Genomic DNA, 25,943 nt, shown 5'->3' on the forward strand with positions numbered 1-25,943 from the left:
AGGCCAATTGTTCTCCTATTTTTTCTAATTTTTATGTCATTTTCAACATTTGGAAATGATATTCAAATTGGCGTATATCGGGGGTACAACATTCATCGCATTGACTTTTCATACAATGAAGGGAGCTATTTAATTTTTGGCGATACCACTGCTTTTGGAGCGCTTTTGCCCAATGAGTTTGTGTCTATCAAGAGAGTAGGAAATAGCGTTGAATTGAAAAAAGGCGTAAGGACGATTGGGACTTTCAAAAAAGTGACTTTGAAACCTACAGGAACAGAAAATGTTTTGCGTTTACGTCCGAGATCTCCAGTTTTGAAGGAGAGAAAATACAACGACGGATTTATTGTTTTTTCGGGAACGAAAAGCTTGACCATCGTGAATGATGTCTCTTATAAGCATTATTTGGGCGGCGTGGTAGAATCTGAAGGAGGAGGAGGAAAGCATGTTGAATATTATAAAGCTCAAGCGGTAATTTCTCGAACTTATGCGATGAAATACCTCAAAAGACATCAAAAAGAAGGTTTTAATTTGTGCGACCAAGTGCATTGTCAAGCTTATCACAGTAAATTAATTTATACGGATGACATTCGAAAAGCGGTTAATGCGGTGGATGGGGTTTATATTATGGATACCGTTTCAAATACTTTGATAGAAGGTTTTTTTCACGCCAATTGTGGAGGACAATCAAGTAGCTCAGACTATGTTTGGAAGGAAGATATTCCTTATCTGCAACCTTTCAAGGATACTTTTTGCATTTATACGCGTCAGGCCACTTGGGAAAAGCGAATTCCTAAAATTGAATGGAGAAAATTTTTGGTCAACAATTATTTCTATCCAATTGAAGACAGTTTATACCGTTCAATTATGTACACTTTTGAACAGGAAGATAGAAAAGCGTTTTATATTAGTCCGCATTTGGGCATCCCTTTACGCGATTTACGTTATCACTTTAAATTGCGATCCACTTACTTTTCTTGTACTCCAGATGGACAGGATGTACTTTTGAAAGGAAAAGGCTTTGGTCATGGTGTTGGTTTGTGCCAAGAAGGGGCGATGGGAATGGCCAATAAGGGCTTAAATTATCAACAGATTTTATCATTCTATTTTGAAGGAATTGAGTTTAGGCATTATTTTGAAAAATTATTTTTTAATCAAGGACCTTATAAAGTGGGCGATTTTTGATGGGAGTTATTGTTTTGAAGCGCTGTAACTGGTTTTTGTGGACTATGTTTCTGGAACTTAGCGCACCTGCTCATCCCTTGAAATATGGAAGAAGTTCAGTGTTAAAGAAGCGTTTGAATATTGGTTTTAGTGAATAATAGAAAAAATTCCATCTTTGTAATCCACCAGTTCCACATCAGTCATCCAGTTTAAAACTCCTACAAAACTATGTTTTTCAACGCCTTTGATTTCGTGTAATAAATCTTCTAATGACATTTCTTTTTCTTCGAGAAGTCCAATAATAATTTGTTGAAGTTCTTCTGCGCTATAATTCGATTTTTCTTCTGCCAAACAAACATCGCATTTCCCACAGGCTTTTCCTTTTTGTCCGAAATATTCTAAAAGCAGAATGGAACGACAAATCGGTTTTTGTACAAAATTCAGCATGCTTGCCAACTTTTTGTGTGCCACCTCTTTTCGGGTCTGATACACTTTTTTGTCAATTTGCATATAATCGTCGGGTAAACGTTCGTGCAGCAAGGTCACTTGGGGAAGCTCGGATTGCCAAGAAATATCTGCTAATCCTTGTTTTTCTATGTATTGAAGCTGTTTGTGAATTACCGCTTTAGATTTCTTTAATTTTTGAGCAACCCTATTCTCGTTGACTTCGTAGTAATTTTCAAATATTCCGGGATGACTTCGAGATAAAAATGAAATCAAGGGATCGTAATCATCATTTTTCAGTTGAAAGTTGTATAAAGTTTTATTGCTGACAATAAATTTGAGTTTAGTTGGATGAAAAACAGCTTCGTTAAATAGAATGGAACCGTTTAACTCCAATATTTTTAGCGCGTTGTAGGTGGGTAGCGGTTCAAAGTCATATTTTTTTACTAAATCCTTGATTGCTAAATTGTAGCTTTCATTGGCTCCAGAACCAATTGCAATTCCGAAATGATTGCACAATGCTCGGTATACTGTTTTAATAAAGTCTATAGGAGGAAATTGTTGTTCAATTCTTTGGCGCATTCTCACTAAATCTACCTGAGAATAAAAAGCCATGTTTCTGGATGCTTTACCATCTCTTCCAGAGCGTCCTGCCTCTTGGAAGTAGGCTTCCAAATTATTCGGAATTTCATAATGTAAAACAAAACGTACATCGGGCTTATCGATCCCCATTCCGAAGGCATTTGTAGCCACAACAATTCTTATTTCGTCATTTAACCACGCATCCAATTTTTTATTTCGCTCTTCACCTGCCATTCCACCATGATAAACTCCCGCGGAAAATCCGTGAGAAATTAAGAGTCTAGCGATATCTTTGGTTTCACGACGAGTTTGGCAATAGACAATTCCTGTTGAACCTATAAAACGCTTACAAGCTTTAAGAATGGCGTTTCTTTTATTTTCGACTGCATACACTTCATAGGAAATATTATCTCTTGCAAAATCCCCCTCAAAATAGTTGGGATTTCGCATTTGAAGTTGTTGGATAATATCCGTTCTAACTTCATCTGTGGCTGTTGCAGTCACGGCAATAATTGGAACATCGCTATGGATTTCTCGCAATTTATAAATCTCCAAATACGGAGGTCTAAAATCATGTCCCCATTGAGAAATACAGTGTGCTTCGTCAATGGCGATAAGGGATACTTTCATTTGCTTAAAGCGAGCAATAAAAATATCAGTTTTCAATCTTTCGGGAGAAACATAGAGAAAATCCAGTCCGCCAAATTTTGCATTATCTAAAATAATATCGATTTCTCTTCTCGACATTCCAGAAGTAATAGCAGCAGCTTTTAGGCCACGGGATTTTAGGTTTTTCACCTGATCCTGCATCAAAGCAATAAGTGGAGAAACAACTAAACAAATGCCTTCTCTAGCTATTCCTGGCACTTGAAAGCAAATTGATTTTCCACCACCCGTGGGAAGTAAAGCAAAGGTGTCATGACCGTTTATAGCGCTTTGAACAATGTCTTCTTGCTGCTTTCTAAAGCCATCAAACCCCCAATATTTCTTTAATATTTCGACTGCTGTCACTGCCTTGATTGTTTAATGGACAAATGTAGTTAAAATTACACCAAAATTGAAAAGCAGTTAGTATGTCTATTGAAAAAACAGTATATTCGCAACATATCAAAAATAATATGGAAACATCAAAATATACAATTAAAACTACACGTACTAAGAACAGTAAAATAAACGAAGTAGATTGGGATAACATACCATTCGGAAGAGTTTTTTCGGACCACATGTTGGTAATGGATTATAAAGACGGTAAATGGGGGGAACCTGAAATTATCCCTTTTGAAGATATGGCTTTACACCCTGCTACATCTGCCATTCACTACGGTCAATCAATTTTTGAAGGGATGAAAGCCTACAGAACAGTAGATGGTGACCCTGTGACTTTTAGACCAGAAAAAAATGCACAACGTTTTAGAAAATCGGCACACCGCATGTGTATGCCAGATATTTCTGAAGACCTTTTCTTGTACTGCTTAGATGAATTGTTGAAATTTGATGATGAATGGGTACCAAAGAAAATTACAAATTCAATGTATATTCGTCCGTTTATGTTTGCAACGGATGGTTACACTGGGATTAAGCCTTCAGAGACTTACCGTTTCATGATTTTTACTTGTCCAGTTGGTTCTTATTACACCGAAGCGATTAATTTAAAAATTGAAGAAGATTTTACACGTGCAGCAGCAGGTGGAGTAGGTGCAGCAAAAGCAGCAGGAAATTATGCAGCTTCTTTGTATCCAGCGAAATTGGCTCAAGATGAAGGTTATCACCAATTGATTTGGACGGATGCCCAAAATCACGAGTATGTTGAAGAAGCAGGAACAATGAACATTCTTTTCGTTATTGACGGAAAATTAGTTACACCAGCAGAGTCTGATACGATTTTAGCAGGGATTACTAAGAGAAGTGTAATTGAAGTTGCGCAAGATTGGGGTATGCCAGTTGAAGAGCGTAAAATTACTGTAAAAGAAATTATTGAATCTATTGAGAACGGAACGCTTACTGAAGCCTTTGGTGCTGGAACTGCAGCAACAATCGCACCTGTTAAAATGATAGGGTTCAGAGGGAAAAAGTATGACTTGCCAGGAGAGGAAAAGCGTACATTCTCTAAAAAGGTTGTGGAGGAATTAGACAGTATCAAATACGGAAAAATCGAAGATCGATTTGGTTGGGTACATAAAGTGTAATCTAAAATTACTATAAGATAAAAGAAACGACTCAAGAAATTGGGTCGTTTTTTCTTTTTGATCTAGTTAAGTCGATACACCAAGAAAATCTAATGAATCTTTGCTGTTTAATTTGTTCATAGAATTTCATTTGACTCTACTTACGCATATATAAAACAAGCTTAAAGAAGAAATACATTTATTGAATTGAAGTGCTAATCAGTCTGGATTTATTATTTCATTTAATAAATGCGATATTTTTGATAACTCTTGGTGTTCTATAAGCGTTATTAACGGTTAAAAACCTTTAGCGTAAGGATGTGCTTGAGTTTGAGGAATTGGAGCTTTGGATTCTTAAGTTGAAGTTCGGGGAATCTTGATTGTTGGAGTCTTATAAGCGTTATTAACGGTTAAAAACCTTTATCGTAGGGATATACTTGCGTTTGAGGAATTGGAGCTTTGGATTCTCACGTTAGAATTTTAAAAATCTTGATTGTTGGAGTCTTATAGGCGTTATTAACGGTTAAAAACCTTTAGCGTAAGGATATACTTGCGTTTGAGGAATTGGAGCTTTGGATTCTCATGTTAGAATTTTAAAAATCATGATTGTTGGAGTCTTACAGGCGTTATTAACGGTTAAAAACCTTTAGCGTAGGGGTATACTTGCGTTTGAGGAATTGGAGCTTTGGATTCTTATGTTGAAACTCGGGAAATCTTGATTGTTGGAGTCCTATAAGCGTTATTAACGGTTAAAAACCTTTAGCGTAAGGATATACTTGAGTTTTAGGAGTTGGAGCTTTGGATTCTTAATTTTGGGACTTGGATTGAGTTTTGGCTTGGGGATTTTGGGAGTTTGGAGTGCATTGATCGCTGGAACGAGTTTGTTTTAGATGCAAAAGCTTTCAAGTTGAGCTGCTCTTCCCAAAAAAATAACACTTGCAAATCCTCAACTTTATTTACCTTTATTATGGAATTTTGAACGACATTGCATCTCAACATTAAAGGACTATGAGAACGCTAACTTACATTTTCATTTTATGGGCTTTTGGATCGTTTGGTCAAGAGTTAAAACTGCAATTTACTTTCGTGGATGCGATGACTGACGCCATGGTAGATTCCGTTGAAGTAAAAATCTATTCATCGACTAATAAATTACTAGGAGCACAAAATCTAAATAATTTCGAGCCCATTGTAACAGATTTTCCAACCAATCAAAAAGTAAAAATCAAAGCGCACAAAGTTTCTTACTATCCTATTGATACGCTTGTAGATTTAAGTAGATTTCAAAGAAGCATTCAAAAAGGAAGGGTTATTTTAATTGAATTGGTATTTCGCTATGACGGACAAATATCAGGTGAAACGAGTATTTCTGCTATTTATAAGCCTGAAATTAGTTTTTCTTCGGAAATTATAAGTGTTAGTGACTTTGTAGTCGTAAATGAAACAACCAAGGTTTTGTTGGTCTATCCCAAAAGGTTGAATGCAGGAAGCGAATTGATTTGGTTTGAGAATGACAGCATTGTAGCGAGAAGAATTGTGCCGGAAAAGGCAATCAGATTAGATACGGATTATAGGAATAGAATTTATTTGCGTTGTGAATACAATGACTTTCAACTGAAAAATGATGAGTTTCTGACATTAGTGAAAGTGCCACGGGCACAGTTGGACAATTATGTTAAACCAATCCTTGACACTTTGCAAAATAAACAGCTTTTCTTTACGACACATAAATCGCATTATCCTGCATTTGATTTCTTCAAGGTGAGCATGAATGATACTAGCCATTCTGTAGTGCACCACATCGAGGATGTAGAAATGATGGAACTTTACCGTGCAGAGTATAAATGGGCAGATGTAAGAACCAAACTTTGGGCTTGGGACATGGAAGCGGAAACGGGTATTGACCGCGAAGTTTGGGTGGGCGCAAATGTTTTCACTAATTCAATTTATTATGAAGCACCCTACAGCGAATTTTTCTTGGTGGGAGATGAGGTGTTGATTTTCGATTTTTACAAAGATTATTTGTATAAATACAATGCCAATACTGGAGAAAAATTGGACAGTTCATCTATCCGCTTTCATAAATATTCAAGAAAAACAGGGTGGGAGAGAAGATTAATTCAAGATCCGGTGACTAAAAATATTTACACAATGTACGATAACGCTGGTTACACTGATGTTTATAAAATAGACCTGAATACAGGGGAAAGGATGAAAAAAGCCACCTTATTCTATCGCTATGTAGAAAATGTTCAAGTGTACAATGATGAGCTTTACTACATTTATCGTCCCTTTGAAAGTTTGCAGAAGAAATACCTTTATAAAGAGAGCTCTCCATTGATATTTAGGGTTCACTGAAAAACACAAAAGACCTTTATAATCAATGTAGTAAAGGCTTTTTTAAAGTGATGAGATACACGATTTTCTAAGTAAATAGCCGATTTCCCTTGCGTTTATATTTAAAATTTCGGGGTTATATTTTGTTAGTCTGCCATACATCATCTACTTCCTTATCTTCAATTCACAGTATGCCTATACGGTTTCGTTTTGTCAAGTTGTAGCTAATGCAAGCCTGACTTTTTCATTGAACCCTATTAAAAAATAAATAAAATTAAATGCTTGTCGGGAACTTTACCAGCAGTTCAATAAATTACAATAGAAAACGGTTTTCTCTCTCCTTTGAAATATGCCTCTAGCCTAATGTCATCCTGAAGAAAATTTCTTTTTCAATTTGTTGAAAATAGAAATTTGCGAAGGATCTTGTCGGTTCACCGCTTAATCACATCATTGATTAGATGTATTTACTGGTAAAGTATCGGATAGGTATTTAAAATTAAAAGTCTGATATACAGGGTTTCTGTGTTGAAAAGTGGCTTAGTTCTTATTATAATCGATTAAAAATGCACTCTTCCGCTATTTCCAATAAGGTGTCATTATGAATATCATGGACACCTTTAAAGTTTTTAATTTTTGTTTCAAAATTCTGCTCTTCAAAAAAGGTATTGACTTCTTCCATTTTGCCTTGAAAATATTCATCGTCGTCGCCTACCACAAAATAATTATTGGAATGCATCATTCCATTAGTACCCTCTTCAATCGATATGTCATTTGGAAACACGCTAGCCCATAAAATAAAGTGATCTGCGTTAAAATTTCCATTGTTGTGCCAGCGGGAGGCTGTTGCTCCTCCTTGAGAAAATCCCAACAGAAATCTTTGCTTAAAATCGTATTGTGAAAGTAAAGCATCACCTAACTGGTTTAAGTAATTGTGATTGTCTTCGATATCGTCCAATCTCGCCACCTTGGTCATCCAAGAAGCACCAACTCTTCCACTTGTTCCTTTTCTGTAAAAGCGGTGAAAGCCTTCTGGGGCAACAATGAAATTTTTATTGGGATTTAATTGATGAAATTTGCGAATAAAAAATTCCGCTAATTGAGAATATCCATGAAGTACTATCCAAATGTTGTCTGCTGTTTCTGGATTTCCATAGGTGTAATAACGTGCTGTTTTTGATATCGAAATTTTGTGTTCCAAAGCTGAGTTATTCTTTTATCGAATGCTTATTTTATTTTGAGATTCATCAATTTTTCTTCGCCTATATAAGCTTCTAGTACATCACCAATTTCAACTGGGCCAACACCTTCAGGAGTACCTGTAAAAATTAAATCTCCTATTTTAAGGGTCATAAATTGAGAAACATAAGCAATGATGTCATCAACGCTAAAAATCATGTCTTTGCTGTTTCCTTTTTGTACAAGCTCTCCATTTTTTACGAGGCGAAAATCAATATCTTGAATTTGTTTTCCCTCAAGAGGAACCCAGTGAGTTCCCAGTGGTGCGCTATGTTCAAAGCCTTTCGCTATTTCCCAAGGATGACCTTTATCTTTACATTTTTGTTGTAAATCCCTGGCGGTAAAATCTATACCTATTCCTACATGATCGTAATATTCATGAGCAAATTTCTTAGAGATATTCTTCCCTAATTTGTTGATTTTCACAACTAATTCACATTCGAAGTGTAAGTTTTTTGTGAAGTTTGGATAGTAGAAAGGGTTCTTTTTGGGTAAAAGAGAGGTTTCTGGTTTCATGAAAAACATAGGAACTTCCGGTATTGGAGAGTTCATTTCTTTAGCATGGTTCACATAATTTCTACCTATACAAATAATTTTCATACCTAACTATTTTCCAAATTTACTTTTTAACGCTTCGATTTTATTCTCCATGCGTTTTTCTTCTTTCTCTTTTAAAACCTTTTTCTGCTCTTGCTTTTTCGCCTTAATTTTCTCTAATTCTTGCTTAAGAACAGCCTTGGTGTAACGCGGGAAGTTACTATTCATCATCCAGCCATAGTAGCCAGCTTCTTTTTTATTCACTTCCTCTATCGTTTTCCCTTTGTGTTTCCCAAAGTTGTAAACTGCTTCACCATTTTCATTCTCAGCTATTCTTCCAGCGAAATCAAGTATTTTAAACTTATTATGTGTAGAAAATTCGGCTAAGAATTCCATGTTGTTTTCAAGTTCTTCATATTTATCTACCTGAGCTTTTAATACTTCATAAGTCGCCATAGCATCTGCCTCAGCACTATGAAAATTTTCTAGATCTTTCTCACAATAAAATTTATACGCGGCAACAAGCGTTCTTTGTTCCATCTTGTGAAAGATGTTTTGAACATCGATGAATTTTCGATTACGCATATCAAAATCATGTTCTACCCTTAAAAATTCTTCGGCCAACATCGGGATATCAAACTTGTTAGAGTTGAATCCTGCTAGATCTGCTTTTCCTATAAAATCCGCTATTGTGTTGGCTAGCTCTTTAAAGCTTGGTTCGCCCTTTATGTCTTCTTGAGTAATACCATGAATTTCCGAACTCTCTTTAGAAATCGGAATTTCTGGATTAATTCTTAATGTCAATTTAGATTCTTCTCCATTAGGACTAATTTTCAAAATTGAAATTTCTACAATTCTGTCTTGCGATACATCCAAACCTGTAGATTCAATATCAAAAACACAAAGGTCATTTTTTAAGTTTAAGCTCATAATTTAAAATAAAAAAAGCGGGCTGTAATAACCCGCTTTAAAGTTACTGTGTGACAAATATCAATTCTTTATATTTAAAATCCAAGCCGATTGTATAACTTCCTCTCGGGCTTTATTTAATATTTTAAGTGCTTCTGCTTTTGTAGATTTTTTTCCAGCGGTTACGATATAAAGATTTCCATCTCTTTTAATAACTTCGGCTGTAAATCCTTTCTCTTTGGCCTTGATAGATAGGTTTTTAGCGAATTCGTTACTTTGGAAAACACCAATTACAACGTGATAATCGTAGTCTTCTTCTATCATTTCGCCACTTGTAAATAAATCTCCTTGTTGGTCGATATATTTATGTAAAGTGGATGTTCCGTCTTCATTGTCTACTAATTTGGTAACAAAAATAGATTTCGGTCTTTCTTGTTTGAAACTATTATATCCTGCTAATGTTAATTCTACGAACTGGTATGGTAAGTATTTGTCCAGGTTCTTGTAGTCTGCATCATATTCTGGTCCGTCTACTTTTATGTTATTAATTTTAACAGTTATTTCCTTCGTAACTCCAATCTCTTCGAAATACTCCATGAGTAAATCTTTTACTCCTTTTGCACGTATCCTTGCTAACTCTTCATTATTACTGAAAGATTGCGTTGGCACTTTTGATGCAGAAGCGTTGATTCTAATCTCTAAGGTTCTTCTACCATTTTCCATTTGTACATTTAAAGAGTCTAAAAATACCTTTAAAGCACCTTTTGAAGGATTTAACTCATTCTTATTGTACCCAAAATAGTGTTTTATGGAAATAGGATCGTAAGAAGCAATTAATGATTTAGGGTCAATTAATTCCTGAGTTTCGCTATTTAGGACATAAGATCTAAAAATTTCTTCAGAAATATCTATACAATTTGTTTTGATCAATTCTTTCGAAATCTCTATTTCTCCATCTTGTCTCGAAAGTATAAGTTCATATTCATGACAAGAGGTTAAAGAAGTAAGAAAAGTTCCGTTGCTTAACTTTGGGTAAACACTAAATTCATAAGGAGTATCACAGTTTAAGCATTTCAAGTTAAGTGAAATGTCTTCACTTATAGGACTACCGTCTTGATTGTTCACCTCTCCGAATAATACACTAACTCCGTCGATTCTTTCATTTTCGTTCACTACTTGATAAATATCCTTTTCACCAAAGCCTTGTGATCTGTAGGAGCTAAAGTATCCAATTGTTCCATCAAAAATAGAAGTATAATAAATTTCATCACTTGTGGTGTTAAGCGGATAGCCGAGGTTAATAGGTGTAGACCAATTTCCTTGGCCATCTCTCTTTGATTTAAAAATATCAAATCCACCCATACTTTTTTCACCATTATGGGAAAAGTACATTGTTTTATTGTCTATTGAAATAAATGGAGAATCTTCGTCGTACTTCGTGTTGATTGTTGGTCCGAGATTTTCAGGAGCGCTCCATAAATCTTTTCCCAGTTTTTTAATCATGTAAATATCTCGACCTCCATAACCCCCTTCGCGGTCAGAAACGAAATACTTTCGCATCCCGTCAGGTGATTCAGCCATGTGTGTTTCCCACGCATCAGTATTAATTCCATTGTCTTGTATGATTTCTAAATCTTCGTATTTATTAGACCTAAGGATAGAGGTGTAAATGTCGCCGTTTCCGGTTTGATCAATGTAGGCGAAAATTCTTCTTTCATCTCCACTTACTGCAACAGTTGCCTCATTGTATTCGGGTTTACAAAACTCTAAAACATTTGGTTTGGACCATGTGTTATCTTCGTTTTTATAGGAAACAAAAATATCTTCGAGGTAGAGGTTTGTTCCTGGTTCTTTATAATATAGGTTGCTAGAATCCGGTAACAATCTTCTGGAAGTAAAGTACAATGCTGTTCCGTCAATTGAAACTACAGGGCTGTATTCTGGGTTGTTTGTATTTACGGTATTTCCAATGTTTTTAACTTCAAAATCTTTAGGACTTTTGAGTAACTCCTTAGCAATCTCACATTGTTTAATACCGAGTACAGCGGCATCAAAATTTAGATTTCCTTTGTCAGAAATTTTAATGAAATCCTCATAATACGCAATTGCCTCATCTATATTTCCTGCCAAGTGATGGGCTCTACCCATATAAAATAACGCCTCTAATGGCGCTTTTTTCTCTCTGGTTGACATCATATCAAAGCGTTTAGAAATTTTTAAAACGGCTTTTTCCAGATAAGGTATAGTCTTCATAAAATCATCTGAAACACGCAGCAATGCATATCCAGTACGGTAATTATAATTTGAACTTTCAGGATTAAATGAGAGTAGCTTTTCTGCAGTAAGAAATGCATGATAATGACTTTCCTCTAGCATTAGTCTGGTGTTTACTTCGAGCACTTCTTTTTCTGAAGTGGAAGCCAAAACTTTTTTCAACTCTTTGTTAGATAAATCCTGAGCGTTAGAGAAAAAAGAAATAGAGAGTAGTAATGCGAGTGTTTTTAAACTGAATTTCATACGCTTTAATTAATTCTGATTGAAATGAAATGGAAATGGAAAGTTTAATTTTTTTGGATTAAAAGGTCTTCCATTAATTGCGGGCAAAGATACAAAAAGCCCGTTTAATTTTGCATTAAACGGGCTTTTATAGGTTAAAAACCTAAATGTGTCTTACAATTGTGTGTTCACATCGAAAGCTTCTAGGTAATCAGCAACTCTTCTTACAAACATTCCACCTAAAGATCCGTCTACAACTCTGTGGTCGTAAGCGTGAGATAGGAACATTTTGTAACGAATTCCAATAAAATCACCATCTGGTGTTTCAATTACAGCTGGAACTTTTCTAATTGCTCCGATGGCCATGATCGCAACTTGTGGCTGATTGATGATAGGCGTTCCCATAACATTTCCAAATGTTCCAACATTGGTCATTGTATATGTTCCTCCTTGGATATCATCTGCACTCAATTTGTTATCACGAGCGTTATTCGCTAATTCATTTACTTTTTTAGCTAATCCGTATAGATTTAGTCTGTCAGCGTTTTTAATTACTGGAACAATTAAATTTCCAGATGGAAGCGCTGCAGCCATTCCGATATTGATATTCTTCTTTTTGATAATACGGTCACCGTCAACAGTGATGTTGATCAATGGGAAATCTTTAATCGCTTTCGCTATTGCTTCAATGAAAACAGGAGTGAAGGTAAAGTTTTCTCCTTCTTTCTTCTTAAAGTCACCTTTTATTTTGTTTCTCCAGTTCCAGATGTTTGTAACATCAGCTTCTACATAAGAAGTCACGTGAGGAGAAGTTTGTTTTGACTGAACCATGTGTGCTGCGATCATTTTACGCATGCGGTCCATTTCAATAATCTCATCCCCTTCCATAAGTGGAACACTTGAAGGTTTTGGTGCTGCTTTTGCGGGTGCTTGTGGCGCTGCGGCTGCTGGAGCAGTTGGAGCAGCAGTTTCTTGAGTTGCGGTATTCTTACTTCCGCCATTCTCTATATAATCAAAAATATCTTTCTTAGTCACACGTCCACCTTGACCTGTTCCAGAGATACTTTCTAGTTCATTCATTGCAATACCCTCTTTTTCAGCAATACTTCTTACTAATGGAGAGTAGAATTTACCGCTTGGTCCATTCTTGTCTAAATCACCACCGCCAACTGTTGCTATTGCTTCGTTTACGCTCGTGTCGATTTTTTCAGCTGCCGCTGCAACTTCTTTCTTTTCTGGTTCAGCTGCTACTTCGCCGTTCGTTGAAATCAATGCAATAACATCGCCTACTTGGGCAACTTCATCTACCTCAAAGAATATCTTTGCTACAGTACCAGAAACTTCAGAAGGCAATTCATTGTCAACTTTGTCAGTTGCCACTTCTACAAGTGGTTCGTCCATTTCAATTGTGTCTCCTACATTTTTTAACCAGTTAGTAATGGTTGCTTCGGTAACACTTTCTCCCATTTTCGGAAGGCGAATTTCTACTTGTGACATATATTAGTTTATAGAATTATAATCAATTTAAGAAGCACAAAAGTAATCAAATTTTCAGTTATAACAAACGAAAAACCTTGATTTATCGGTCTAGTCTCCTCCAGTGCTTTCTTAGGATTAGCAAGTCTGTAAAGATTGAATAGTCACGGGCATAAATCAAATTTAATTTTGAACGTAAAGATCTGCTCTCCTGGTCTGCTTGTTCTTCTGCTGGTGTTAGAATACCAGTTTTTATACGGGGTAAACTTCTTTTTTCTGGACTGGCATCGTAAGAATAGCCTACCCAAGATTTTTTGCCTATTAAAACAGACCAACAGTTTTTAATGAATTGAATCTTGTTTTTAAAAAACCAAATTGTAATTGGAAGAAGAAGTAAGAGGGGTAGGGCTACGGCAAAGTCGAAAGTTCTTTTATTCCTTTTGCTGGATGAAGTGGAGATGTTATCAATTTCCATGATATAAAAATCTCCCGCAGTATCCACTGAATTGCTTCCAATTAAATACATACTATTGGGTTGTGCAATTTTGAACTCTACTTTATTCACGGCTGTTCTTGACATCCAATTAATAATTGTTTCTGCACTGGTATTCTTCGCACAAAATATGACTTCATCAATTTCATGAATATCAATGATCTGATCTAGTTGATTAATTACACCACTGTCATTGTCTGTTTTTTGCTCACTTGGGGAAACACTGTGAATTGAGCTCACTTTATTTGCTGTATTCTTAAGAATTTGCTTTACACGTTCTACTTCATCAGGTTCTCCAACTATCGCGAAATTCTTATTTCTAACCCCTCGTAAATCAAATTTCTTACCTATGGTGTAATGCAAGATAATGCGTGAAATGGAATAATAGGCGAGTACCATTAACGCCCCCAGTAAAATGAATAATCTCGAAAATTGTAATTCTTTCGGAAGTAGGGCGTAAGCAACCAAAATAACGGCTGTTCCTAGCAAGGTTCCTGAAACGAAAGATTTTAATTTGATTGGGATATCGTAAGATCCGGTATATAAATTTGTTATTAACCAAGTTAGGGTGTAGCCAGGGAGGGCATATTTTATTACATGCAAAGGAAAGTCAATGCTTTCAATGGACCACAAGCTCTTTAATGCATAAAGTCCTAAAACAATGATTGAAAAATCAATAACGGGTAAAATAATGCGTTTGATAAAGCGATTTAAAAGTGCTAAACCAGCCCTGAAATAGATTGCTAAATTGATAAAGAACGAAAAGAGTTTAGCATTTTTTTGAGAGAAATGTTTTTCAGCAAAAATGACCATAGCCCTATAGAAAACAAAAACATAGTTGATGCTACTTTTTTTTGTACTTTCTCCTTTATAATGTATGATTTGCGTTTCAGGAAAATAATAATTCTTATATCCGCCTTTAATAATTCTGTAAGATAAATCTATGTCTTCGCCGTACATAAAAAATGCCTCATCGAGTAAGCCCACTTTGTTTAGTGTTTCTTTTCGCATGAGCATGAAGGCTCCGCTCAGTATCTCTACCTCATTGGTTTCAAATTCATCAAGGTAGCCTAGATGATATTGACCAAAGGTTTTGCTTTTAGGGAATATCCTAGACAATCCGAAAATCTTATAAAAAGCAACAGCTGGTGTTGGTAAACCTCTTTTGCTTTCTGGTAAAAATTGTCCTTTTCCATCAATCATTCTCACGCCCAAACCTCCTCCATCTGGATGTTTATCCATGAAGTCAACACATTTTTGAAATGTATCTTCTTCAACGACAGTATCTGGGTTAAGAAGTACTACATAATCTCCTTTCGCAATACGCATTGCTTGATTGTTGGCCACCGAAAAACCAGGATTGTCTTTGTTGGCAATAAGATGAGCTTGTGGAAACTGTCTACTCACCATTTCCACAGAGCCGTCAATAGAATTGTTGTCAACAACAAAAACTTCGCCTTTGACATTTTTTAAAGCATCGTAAACCGAATTGAGGCACTGTTCTAAAAAGTACTCAACGTTATAATTGACGATAATAACGGATATTCTGATGGCTTCTTTTTCCAAGATAATTTTGTCCTAAAATATAGTTTTGAATCGATTAACGCATAGCTATGCAAGATATTTCAACTGGAACATCTAAAGGTAATTTTGATACTTGGACAGTTTCTCTTGCTGGGGGCTCGCTTTTAAAATAAGAGGCGTAAACCTCATTTACCTCTGCAAAGTCATCCATCGATTTTAAAAAAATACTGCATTTTACAACATCGGTCATTTCAAAACCAGCTGTTTCTACTAATGCTTTTATATTTTTCATCACTTGATGAGCAGCAACTTGAATGGTGCTTAATTGCAGTTCTCCTGTTTTAGGATCTAATGGAATTTGTCCACTTACAAATAAAGTATCGTTCTTTAATATCGCTTGGCTATATGGTCCAATTGGAGCAGGAGCATTGGGAATTGTAATAACTTTCTTCATCTGAATTTTGATTTGTACAAGTTTAATGATTTTGATTTAATATATTGGCTTGTGTGCCTATAAATCGTTATAGAGTATATGAATTTAGCCTGCGATGATTAAAAGTTGAGTATTAAAAAAAAGGATTTCTCACTATTAGTCTACGCGCAGTTATGGCGGTGGTGGTTCAATGCTCTCAGACAATTGCTTGCCAGAATCAATGAGAAAAGGATTGTGTGATGTGTTGATTATTAGAGCGCTATGGATGGCTTTTTGAATAGCGTATTTAAATCTGTTTCCTTTTCATAAACATCTTTATAAAATTGAATTTGCTTTGTAGAATCATTGATTCCTGCTGTTCGATAGCTTATGGTTACTGGGAAATTATCATTTAGGATTAAATAAGTCTCTGTAGGCCTCGTTTTTAAAACGTCTATGGAGTCAGTGTATTTGTGATTTTCTGCGGATAGAATGTCGTGCACAAGTTTAAAGGGAGACTGCGTTCTTACGCAACCATGACTAAATGTTCTTTCATCTCTTGCAAATAAATGTTTAGAAGGTGTATCGTGGATATAGATTGAATTCTTATTGGGGAAAATTAACTTAACGAGCCCTAAACTGTTTGATGGACCGGGCTCTTGCCTTACGAAAAATGGAAAATTACGCGAACTATATTTCGACCAATCTATACTGTCAGCGAGAATAACATTTCTGTTTCGGTCTAGGAGTGAATAGTTTTTTCTTCTGAGATAAGTAACATCTTTTTTTAAGTGTGGCAGGATTTCACGGCTGGCAATTGAATAGGGAACATTCCAGTAAGGATTCACTACGATGTGCTTCATTTTTGAAGTAAATAGTGGAGTTTGATTTCGTTGTGTTCCTATAATTACTTTCGAAGTGTTTATAATTTCATCGTTGACATATAAGCGCAATAAGTAACTAGGAATGTTGATTTCAATTAGTTTTTTCCCCACTAGGGAATCAGGAAAAGTGCGCAATTTATCTAGTGCAATTATACCCTTCAGGTAACGGGAGTAATTGGTTTCTAAGAGTGCTTCCATTGTTTTTTTTCCCAATTTGGCATCTGTATTTAGTCCGTTTAGTGCTTGAAAAGAGGCTAACTTCTCTTTTAAATACATTGTGTCCTGTAAAGTGTCGGAAATAAAATTCCGTTTGAATAATTGCTGTGCGGTAAAAACAAATGCTAAACTATCTTTTGGCACTTGAAGATAAATGTTTTCGTTGGTGTTGTTTTCAATTCCATAGTTAGCCGTAAATTTATTGAGAGCAAGATGTAACTGAATAAGATTTTTGTTGTTCTCTTTATATTGAATAAGGTGTTCTATCCATGAATCGGTTTCGTTTTTATCATTCAAGAATTCAAGAAATTCTTTTGGCGAAATTAATTGACTTCTGTTTAATTTGTTTTCATCATAGTTGATTAGAGATGAGTCTTTTAAAAAGAGGAATTCAGCACATCTTAATGCACTAATAACTTCTTTCTTTTCTAATTGATCTGATGGTGCAAAAGGTGATGTTGAAAGATAGGAAATAGGTAGATTTAGTGCAATGTCTGAATTGAGATAGTTAAAAAATTCTTGAATTGATTCAGAGCTTTTGCCATTTTTTATCCAAATGGTTTGATTATCTATGGAAGTGTATAAATTTGTAGTCCAACTTTTAGAATAGTCAGAGATAGGCAAATGGTCAATGGTCTTTTTATCTATTGTTCTAATAGTTTGATCTATTTTTGTACTGCTGTTTAATTCATTTTGATTAAATTCAGCACCCGAGCTACATTTAAGGAATAAATGAGCAAGAAATAAAAGTGATAAAATGAATGTTAATTTGTTCTTCATATAGAGCAGTTTCATTGTAAAAGTAAGAATTTTTTAATCAAATATTAAGCCCTTAAGAAAGGTTAACAACATTTATGGAATTACAGAATTATCCTGTTACAATTGTGATTATCATCGCTACAGTATTGATATCCTTGCGCGCTTTCAAAGATTCAGAAATGAAGTACAAATGGATTTTCTATCCGTATAAGGTTCAGCGAGAAAATCAGCTTTACCGAATTCTCTCTCATATTTTTATTCATGGAGATACCATGCATTTGATTTTCAATATGTTTGTTCTTTTTTCTTTCGGTGGAATAATGGAATTTATCTTTGGAAATTATTTTGGTGCCGGTTTAGGAAGTCTACACTTTCTAGTACTTTACTTTTTAGGTGGATTAGCCGCGTCAATATGGCCCTATTTAAGAAATAAAGATAATCCGAATTATATGAGTTTAGGTGCTTCAGGAGCAGTTTCTGCTGTTTTGTTTGCCTCTATATTATGGATGCCAGAAGGGGGTATATATTTACTATTCATTCCCTTTGAAATTCCTGCTTGGTTATTTGGAATATTATACCTTGGATTTGAATATTATATGAGCAAAAAAGGAGGAACAGGAGTTGCTCATGATGCTCACTTTGGAGGTGCAATATTTGGAATTGCCTACGTACTACTCATCAACTTTTCTAAAGGTGCCGCATTTTTTGAATATATTTTAAGTTAAGATGGAAACACACTATGTAAACAACAATGGCGATATTTTGGAGAATAAGCTTCCGACGATCAATGCGGGCAATCGAGCGCATTTATACGGGGATGGTGTGTTTGAAACCATACGTGTACGAAATGGTCAACCCATAAATTTAGAAATTCACATTCTCAGATTAATCGAAGGAATGTCAGTTTTAAAAATGAGGGTCCCTAATTATTTTAGCGCTGATTTTTTCGAAAAAAGAATCAAGGAGCTGCTCGAAAAATCGAATATTACTCAAGGAGGAAGGGTACGCCTCTCTATAGATCGTGCTCCTGGTGGGACATATAAGCCAGATACAAATGAAGTGACCTATTTTATTGAAGCGTTCGAAATTCAAAATAATGAGTTTGTACTAAATCACAAAGGTTTAGAAGTTGACTTGTATACAAGTATTAGAAAGCAGAATAACATTTTTGCCAATTTTAAAACAAAAAATGGGTTGGTATATGTTATGGGAGCGATTGAAGCGAAAGAAAAAGGACTTGACGATTTACTGATTACAGATCAAGTGGGAAATATACTTGAAAGTACGAGTTCTAATATTTTTTTGGTAAGCAATGGAGTGCTTTACACGCCGGGGTTAGATGAAGGGTGTTTAGGAGGTACGATGAGGATGAAGATCATTAATTTAGCCATAGAAAATAAAATTAAGGTGTATGAATCTTCCATCACTCCGCAGAATATTTTGGTTGCAGACGAGATTTTTTTAACCAACGCCATTAATGGTGTAGTATGGGTGAGTGGGTATAGAACGAAGAGGTACATGAACAATCATGCGAAAAAGTTTGTTGAGCTACTCAACAACCATTATTCTGAGTGAGCGAATATTTTTTGAGAAAACAAGAAGATTAGTAGTTCAATGAGGAGAGAGGTGCTCTTCAGAATATAAAACATACAAGAACAAAAATGAAAATAATAGGATTTGCAGGAAGCAACAGTAGTCAATCGATAAATAAGCAACTCGTAAAGTATACCTTAAACGAGATAGAGAATGAGTACGAGGCTGCTGTAGAGTGGGTGGACATTACAGATTATCCACTTCCTTTATTTGGAGTAGATTTAGAAGAGAAAGAAGGGATTCCTCCAAACATTCAGAAGTTTATTGATAAAATTCAAACTGCAGACGGAATAGTTGTTTCCTTGGCGGAACACAATGGCTCCTATTCTGTAGCTGCAAAAAATCTTTTGGATTGGTGCTCTCGGCATACAGGGAGGTTTTTCAATGATATTCCCTTACTTTTAATGGGTACTTCACCTGGTGCTTTTGGAGCTAAAAATGTACTTGGTGCTGCTGAATTACGTTTTCCTAAATTTGGAGCAAACATCGTTTCCATTTATTCATTACCTTCTTTTGGAGATAATTTCTCCAGTGAAAAGGGAATAGTAAACAAGGAATTGTTAAATACGCATAAAGTGTGTGTTTCAAATTTGATTCGATTAATTTCTGAATAGGGTGTGTTTTTTAGGGGTTCGCTTAGAGAAAAAGCGTTTTTATTCAAAGACCCCCCTTCTTTGGGTAGGGGTTATTGAAAAAAAAGTAAATTTTATTGAATTTTTTAAAATGAGAATATCTATTTTTGCGCAAACAAAAATGGAACTATGTCATCTGTAAGAAAAAATGCCTATCAAGATGTTTTACATCGTACAACCAAAAAATTCGAATGGACTGGAAAAATTTCAGAGAAATTTGGGGAAAATGTCTTTTATGAAGACAAGATGCGCGAATATCTGCCTGAACAAGCTTATAAATCTATAAGAAGTGCGATTCAGCACGGAACTAAAATCGATAGGGTCATTGCGGATGTTGCTGCCTCAGCAATGAAGGAGTGGGCTTTAGAGCAAGGAGCTACTCATTATACACATTGGTTTCAACCTTTAACAGGTGCTACAGCAGAAAAACACGATGCATTCTTTAAACCTATTGGACCAGGGCGCGCAATTGAACAGTTTAGCGGAGATTTATTGGTTCAACAAGAACCAGATGCTTCTTCTTTTCCAAATGGAGGAATCAGAAATACTTTTGAAGCAAGAGGTTACACAGCTTGGGATCCATCTTCACCTGCTTTCGTAATTGACAGTACTTTGTGTATCCCAACAATTTTTATTGCCTACACAGGTGAGGCATTGGATTATAAAATGCCGTTGTTAAAAGCCCTAAACGTTGTGGATAAAGCTGCAACTGAGGTGTGTAAATATTTTGACAAAAACGTTTCAAAAGTAATCGCAACTTTAGGTTGGGAACAAGAGTATTTCTTAATTGACAAGGCCTTCTTCAATGCACGTCCAGATTTAATGATGACAGGGCGCGTGCTTTTCGGACATCCGCCAGCAAAAGGTCAACAATTAGATGACCATTATTTTGGTTCTATTCCTGCAAGAATCACAAACTTTATGAGAGAGTTTGAAATGGAAGCCATTCGTTTGGGAATTCCAGTTACGACGCGACATAATGAGGTTGCGCCAAACCAATTTGAGTGTGCTCCAATTTTTGAAGAATGTAATTTAGCCAATGACCACAATTTATTATTGATGGATTTACTGGAAAAAGTGGCGAGAAAACATGATTTTAGAATTGTTTTACACGAAAAACCATTCCCAGGACTTAATGGCTCAGGAAAACATAATAATTGGGCTTTGGCAACAGATACTGGTGTGAACTTATTAGCGCCAGGAAAAAATCCAAAGAGTAATTTGCAATTCTTGACTTTCTTTGTGAATACAATTAAAGCAATTCACGAACATTCAGATACTTTAAGAGCGTCTATTGCAAGTGCATCAAACGATCACCGATTAGGAGGTCACGAAGCACCACCAGCAATTGTTTCAGCATTTATTGGGTCGCATTTAACAACTTTGCTTGATGATTTAGAAAAGAACATCAAAGCAGGTAAAATGACGCCATCGGATAAAACAGAACTGAAATTGAACATCGGGAAAATTCCACAAATTTTGTTGGACAATACCGATAGAAATAGAACATCACCTTTTGCTTTTACAGGTAATAAATTTGAATACCGCGCTGTTGGTTCACTGGCCAACTGTGCCCAACCTATGATTACCATTAACACAATTGTTGCAAGACAATTGCAATTGTTTAAAATTGCCGTTGATAAAAGGATCAAAGGAGGAGACGGAAAAGATGAAGCTATTCTTAAAGAACTTCAAAAATTAATTAAAGAATCTAAGAGTATTCGTTTTGAAGGAAATGGATATGGTGAAGAGTGGATTGTGGAAGCTGAAAAAAGAGGTTTAAGCAATTTAAAAGATACACCGAGCGCATTAAAAGTTTGGGAACGTCAAGACGTAATTGATGTTTTTGAAAAAATGGAGGTATTCACAAAAAGAGAGTTGCTTGCTCGTCAGGAAATTGAGTATGAAAAATACATTATGCGTATTCAGATTGAAGCACGTTTAATAGGAGATTTAACGCAAAATCATATAATTCCAGTTGTTGTGGATTATCAAAATAAATTGATTCAGAACATCCAAGGAATAACGTCAATCTTAGGTGATGACGCGGTGCAAGGAACAACAGCTCAAAAAGGTATTTTGATTGACTTGTCTATGCACATGAATAAAATGCAAGAATATTCGCGTGAAATGTTGGAGAACAGAAAGAAAGCTAATAAAATAGAAGATGTTGCCAAACGTGCTGAAGCTTATCGCGATACAGTACGAGTTTTCTTCTCAAAAATCTCTTACCATACAGACAAACTAGAGATTTTGGTAGATGATGAAACATGGCCTTTCCCAAAATTACGCGAAATGCTTTTTACTAGTTAGGGGATTGATTTGGATTATTATTGTTATTATTTTGGATTATTTAATGTGGAGCCGCAATGCATTGCGGCTCTACATTAAATAATCCAAAAATACTTAATGCAATTAATCACAACCTCTTCCTTCTCCAAATGTGGCGCATGGCCACAATCATCAATAAAAAACGCTTCTGCATTTTCCAATAAATTCACAATTCCATTGACCTGCTCATCTGTTCCATATTGATCGTCATTTCCTTGCAAAATCAACGCTGGAACTGAATTTCCTTGAATATCTTCTGAAATATCCCAATGCTCAAAATCAGGTTTCAACCAAGTGTTGGCCCATGCAAAGAATAGTCGTTCGGTTTTTTCACCGTGAAAGAATTCTAATCCTTTAAGTTTTCCTTCGTTCCAAGCATCGATAGCCGGCTGAATTCCAGCTCTAGTTTCTTTCTCGTTGATATAATGAGCGGCCATTGTCACGATTCCCTTCACATTTTTAGGATATTTTGAACTGTAGAGCAACGCATTTGTTCCCCCATCCGAATGACCAACAATAAACAGTGGGTTTTTTAATTGAATTGCGTCAATAAACGCAGGTAAATATTCCAAAGCAAATGCATGAAGATATTGGGCATCTCTTGTTTTGTTTTCTGCTTCACTAAAGCCATAGCCTGGAAATTCTATTGCTATACCCGGCAGGTTTATTTCCTGACATAATTTTTCCGGAAAACCTTTCCATTGGGCAATGGAGCCGATTGCTTCGTGCAAAAACAAAACTACGGGTTCGCTTTCCGAATTGATTTCACCAAGAATTTGATAAGCCATTTTACCAAATGGAGTGGAAGCCCATTGATATTTTAAACTATCTAATTGAATGGAAATTAAGCGTGCAATATGTTTTGGATTTATAAAACCTAGAGGATGAATCATGGATGGAATTTCAAAATAGTTTCCAAACTTTAATCCCTCTTTGATGTTTAATGTCTCCTTTTTAGTAACCATTTTGTCTTTTCCTCCACGGGTTAAACGAACAGGAATTGTGAATTTTTCAACACTTTTTGAGCTAATTACTGGGTTTTCGCCCAGTTTGGTCATGAATTCCGATGTTTTTGACAATAATTTGGGTAAATATTCTCCGTGAAGTTTGTCCAAATATTTATAGAATCCTTCTGCTTTGGTCGAAAGAAAATCCACATTCAAAGTTTTGGTTTCTTTTTCAGCAGATTCTTTAGACCAATCAAATTTTGTTCCTTGGGTTACAATTCCCAGAATATTCGATTCATCTTTTTGAGCAGCTGCAATGGCTAAATATCCACCAAGAGAAAAGCCGTAAATAAAACTTGGTCCAAATTTATTTAAGAATTTTAGGAAATCGTCGACCAGTGCGTTCATTTCAAATTGAACTTTAGAGTCTTGATAATCGCCATGATGAGGAATTTGGAATACCTCAATTTCATAGTCGCTTGCTAGAAGTGGTACTATTTTATCAAATTCAGAATAATCGCCTAAAGCACCGTGAATTAAAACTAGTTTTTGCATAATATTAAACCAAAAAAAGCCCAATCTAAATCGGGCTTTTGTAAAAAATATATTTAAATAAAGCTTACTTTATTCTTTCTACGTATTCACCTTTTTGTGTGTTTACTTTAATTTTTTCTCCAGTATCAATAAACAAAGGAACCCTAATTTCTGCTCCTGTATCAATTGTGGCTGGTTTCATAGTGTTAGTTGCTGTGTCACCTTTAATTCCTGGTTCTGTGTAAGTGATTTCTGCTTCTATGTACATTGGTAATTCTACAACCAGCGGATTTTCTTCCTCTGCATGGAAAATGATTTCACAAACCATTCCTTCACGCAGGTATAAAGGATTCTCAATTAAATGATCTGGAATCGCTACTTGCTCATAGTTTTCAACGTTCATGAAGTGATAACCAATGTTTTCCTCCTTGTATAAAAATTGATATTGTCTCCTTTCTACCCTTACGATGTCAATTTTATGACCAGCAGAAAAAGTGTGGTCTAAAGTTTTTCCAGATTCTATTTCCTTCATTTTTGTTCTTACAAAAGCGGGACCTTTTCCTGGTTTAACGTGTTGAAATTCAATGATAGTTGCGATTTTACCATTGTGCATGATACAAAGACCATTTCTAATATCTGATGTAGTTGCCATATTTTAATTTTATTCGACCCAAATATAAGAACAATCCCTGAAAAATCAATTGCGAATTTTCAATTAGGAATTACGAATTGGAGGTAAATTGTACTTCACAATCTAAATCACTACTCTCCCTCTCCCTCTCCCTCTCTCTTTTATGCGCCCCATATCTGCCTACGCTTCCAATCTGTTTCCTGTTGAAGCCACGCTGTAAAACACCCAAAACGGAGCTTCCAAGGTCGCTCATTTTGATGTGTACAGCTGAGCACAACAGTTCAACAGGATTTCCACCTGCGTCAGGGTCGGGAGGAATCTGCGTTGGAATTTAGTTAGAATTTAATTAGTTAGTGGCTGGTCGGAAACAGACGATTTTTACAAAATAAATTATTTTTGATGAGAGTTTGATTTATGTTTATGTGGTGATGCCTTAGCATCAGGCGATTAAAAAAAAGGAAACTATTGCAAAAAGAAATATTTTTAATTTTGATGTGTTTCCGACCAGCCACTACTTAAGCGTTTGAATGCTTCGGTGCTGATTAGGAATTTTTAATTAGATTTACAGTTATATTATACAGTAAAACTGTACAGTGTTTCTAGGTTTGGAGGATGTTGTGCGGGGTAGTTGAATGTATAAGAAGTTGGCAACAATACGATGAAAGACCAGATAATTAGTGATTACATAAAAATGATTTCCAAGTATTCGTCATTGATTATTTCGGAGGCTAATAATAGTTGGAAAGGAATTGATTTTTCTAAAACCGAACCGCAAATAATCAAAGACTACTTATTAAGTGCAGGGAAAGGTGTAGATTATCTAAACCATAAAATTTCAAGTGTAATCCATACTCAAACAAGATACGAAGTGAAGTTTGCTTCTGTATATTGTCATCAAAAACCAAGAATTGTAAGAACAAATAACTCAATCACAAAATGTTTGGGAAGTACACCAAGTTGTGAACTTGGAGATTTAATGACAATTTTTGTATTACTTGACAAAAACAAGAAAATAGTTCATTCTACTGCTAAAATTACGCAAGCAAAGAAAAAGGATATTTTGGATTCTGAATCTCAAAAATGCTTGTATGAATCTGATTTAGATTTTGAAATGCCTCAAAATATCGTCAATGAATCTACAAATCCTGATAAATTAAGAATTCTACCTAATTTTAATTCAAATAGAAATAATGCTTTATCCTATTTAATTTTGAATAATGGATTTCCATTAAATAAGGAAATTCCAAATTCAAGTAATTTAAGCTATAGTTGGAGTCATCACTTGAATTTAATGATGGAATTCAAAACAGGATTATCTTTTGTCGCACCAACTAACAAAGCTGACAATGGCTGGAATTGCATTATAAATGACTTAATAAATATAGGAGCTGTAAAAATAAAGAGTAGCACAAAAAGAGGTTCTGGATTAGAACATTTCATAAATGCTTTTAATTATTATTATACACTACATGACAAAAATATAACTAATTAAAAATCAGTAAAATAAGCATGGAAACACTTGTTTAAAAGACTGATATTCAGTATCTTAGATGAATAACTTCACTCATTTATCTATGAAAAAGAATACCAGTCCTGAGAGTAAAACTAATCAATTATCTAGTCTTTTAAAAGAGCAAGTTGAAA

The 25,943-nt window shown here is 35.3% G+C and carries 19 protein-coding genes; 8 read left to right on the plus strand and 11 right to left on the minus strand.

The window, feature by feature from the left end:
- Positions 1 to 33: 33 nt before the first annotated feature.
- Positions 34 to 1,182, plus strand: coding sequence for a SpoIID/LytB domain-containing protein (locus tag DIT68_RS14455; RefSeq protein WP_158276201.1), 1,149 nt, complete (start codon positions 34 to 36; stop codon positions 1,180 to 1,182).
- Between the two features lie 126 nt (positions 1,183 to 1,308).
- Here the strand turns inward: DIT68_RS14455 and DIT68_RS14460 are convergent, their stop codons facing one another.
- A complete protein-coding gene (locus DIT68_RS14460) occupies positions 1,309 to 3,198 on the minus strand; it encodes a RecQ family ATP-dependent DNA helicase (protein ID WP_109360534.1) in 1,890 nt (629 codons plus the stop codon).
- A gap of 107 nt (positions 3,199 to 3,305) precedes the next feature.
- Here DIT68_RS14460 and DIT68_RS14465 point away from each other — a divergent pair, with 107 nt between their 5' ends.
- Both DIT68_RS14465 and DIT68_RS14475 read left to right on the plus strand, forming a co-directional pair.
- Positions 3,306 to 4,373: a branched-chain amino acid aminotransferase gene (locus DIT68_RS14465; protein ID WP_109360535.1), complete on the plus strand. Its 1,068-nt coding sequence runs from the start codon at positions 3,306 to 3,308 to the stop codon at positions 4,371 to 4,373.
- Between the two features lie 987 nt (positions 4,374 to 5,360).
- Positions 5,361 to 6,710 carry a hypothetical protein gene (locus tag DIT68_RS14475; RefSeq protein WP_109360537.1) on the plus strand — a complete coding sequence of 450 codons (1,350 nt, stop codon included), beginning with the start codon at positions 5,361 to 5,363 and terminating at the stop codon, positions 6,708 to 6,710.
- A gap of 526 nt (positions 6,711 to 7,236) precedes the next feature.
- Here the strand turns inward: DIT68_RS14475 and DIT68_RS14480 are convergent.
- From DIT68_RS14480 to DIT68_RS14515, 8 genes are all read right to left on the minus strand, one after another.
- Positions 7,237 to 7,887 (minus strand): alpha/beta hydrolase, encoded by a 651-nt coding sequence (locus DIT68_RS14480; protein WP_109360538.1) that lies wholly within the window; start codon positions 7,885 to 7,887, stop codon positions 7,237 to 7,239.
- 26 nt (positions 7,888 to 7,913) lie between these two features.
- The gene (locus DIT68_RS14485; RefSeq protein ID WP_109360539.1) at positions 7,914 to 8,525 is read right to left on the minus strand and encodes a fumarylacetoacetate hydrolase family protein; all 612 of its coding nucleotides are present in this window, start codon (positions 8,523 to 8,525) and stop codon (positions 7,914 to 7,916) included.
- Positions 8,526 to 8,531: 6 nt separating this feature from the next.
- The gene (locus tag DIT68_RS14490) at positions 8,532 to 9,392 is read right to left on the minus strand and encodes a 3'-5' exonuclease (protein ID WP_109360540.1); all 861 of its coding nucleotides are present in this window, start codon (positions 9,390 to 9,392) and stop codon (positions 8,532 to 8,534) included.
- A 60-nt stretch (positions 9,393 to 9,452) separates the two neighbouring features.
- Positions 9,453 to 11,888: an SPOR domain-containing protein gene (locus DIT68_RS14495; protein ID WP_109360541.1), complete on the minus strand. Its 2,436-nt coding sequence runs from the start codon at positions 11,886 to 11,888 to the stop codon at positions 9,453 to 9,455.
- 153 nt (positions 11,889 to 12,041) lie between these two features.
- Entirely contained in the window at positions 12,042 to 13,364 is a 1,323-nt protein-coding gene (locus tag DIT68_RS14500) for a dihydrolipoamide acetyltransferase family protein (protein WP_109360542.1), read from the minus strand.
- Between the two features lie 82 nt (positions 13,365 to 13,446).
- Positions 13,447 to 15,402 carry a glycosyltransferase family 2 protein gene (locus tag DIT68_RS14505; RefSeq protein WP_158276202.1) on the minus strand — a complete coding sequence of 652 codons (1,956 nt, stop codon included), beginning with the start codon at positions 15,400 to 15,402 and terminating at the stop codon, positions 13,447 to 13,449.
- 34 nt (positions 15,403 to 15,436) lie between these two features.
- Positions 15,437 to 15,814 carry a RidA family protein gene (locus DIT68_RS14510; RefSeq protein WP_109360544.1) on the minus strand — a complete coding sequence of 126 codons (378 nt, stop codon included), beginning with the start codon at positions 15,812 to 15,814 and terminating at the stop codon, positions 15,437 to 15,439.
- A gap of 230 nt (positions 15,815 to 16,044) precedes the next feature.
- Complete coding sequence (locus DIT68_RS14515) at positions 16,045 to 17,652, minus strand: L,D-transpeptidase family protein (protein ID WP_158276203.1); 1,608 nt, start codon at positions 17,650 to 17,652, stop codon at positions 16,045 to 16,047.
- A gap of 74 nt (positions 17,653 to 17,726) precedes the next feature.
- Between DIT68_RS14515 and DIT68_RS14520 the strand changes: the two genes are divergently transcribed.
- The 4 genes from DIT68_RS14520 to DIT68_RS14535 all read left to right on the plus strand — a co-directional run bounded on the left by DIT68_RS14520 (position 17,727) and on the right by DIT68_RS14535 (position 22,169).
- Positions 17,727 to 18,356: a rhomboid family intramembrane serine protease gene (locus tag DIT68_RS14520; protein WP_109360546.1), complete on the plus strand. Its 630-nt coding sequence runs from the start codon at positions 17,727 to 17,729 to the stop codon at positions 18,354 to 18,356.
- Position 18,357: 1 nt separating this feature from the next.
- Positions 18,358 to 19,206, plus strand: coding sequence for an aminotransferase class IV (locus DIT68_RS14525; RefSeq protein ID WP_109360547.1), 849 nt, complete (start codon positions 18,358 to 18,360; stop codon positions 19,204 to 19,206).
- 86 nt (positions 19,207 to 19,292) lie between these two features.
- Positions 19,293 to 19,838 carry an NADPH-dependent FMN reductase gene (locus DIT68_RS14530; protein WP_109360548.1) on the plus strand — a complete coding sequence of 182 codons (546 nt, stop codon included), beginning with the start codon at positions 19,293 to 19,295 and terminating at the stop codon, positions 19,836 to 19,838.
- A gap of 147 nt (positions 19,839 to 19,985) precedes the next feature.
- Positions 19,986 to 22,169, plus strand: a complete 2,184-nt coding sequence (locus DIT68_RS14535) for a glutamine synthetase III family protein (protein WP_109360549.1) — start codon at positions 19,986 to 19,988, stop codon at positions 22,167 to 22,169.
- Positions 22,170 to 22,243: 74 nt separating this feature from the next.
- Here the strand turns inward: DIT68_RS14535 and DIT68_RS14540 are convergent, their stop codons facing one another.
- Complete coding sequence (locus tag DIT68_RS14540) at positions 22,244 to 23,689, minus strand: alpha/beta fold hydrolase (RefSeq protein ID WP_109360550.1); 1,446 nt, start codon at positions 23,687 to 23,689, stop codon at positions 22,244 to 22,246.
- Positions 23,690 to 23,753: 64 nt separating this feature from the next.
- Positions 23,754 to 24,320 (minus strand): elongation factor P, encoded by a 567-nt coding sequence (efp, locus tag DIT68_RS14545; protein WP_109360551.1) that lies wholly within the window; start codon positions 24,318 to 24,320, stop codon positions 23,754 to 23,756.
- 637 nt (positions 24,321 to 24,957) lie between these two features.
- On the opposite strand from efp, the gene DIT68_RS14550 reads away from it, so the two are divergent.
- Entirely contained in the window at positions 24,958 to 25,791 is an 834-nt protein-coding gene (locus tag DIT68_RS14550; protein WP_109360552.1) for a hypothetical protein, read from the plus strand.
- The last annotated feature ends 152 nt before the right edge of the window (positions 25,792 to 25,943 follow it).

Origin of the sequence: Brumimicrobium oceani (assembly GCF_003143775.1) — a bacterium.
In the GTDB taxonomy this organism is placed as follows: domain Bacteria; phylum Bacteroidota; class Bacteroidia; order Flavobacteriales_D; family Crocinitomicaceae; genus Brumimicrobium; species Brumimicrobium oceani.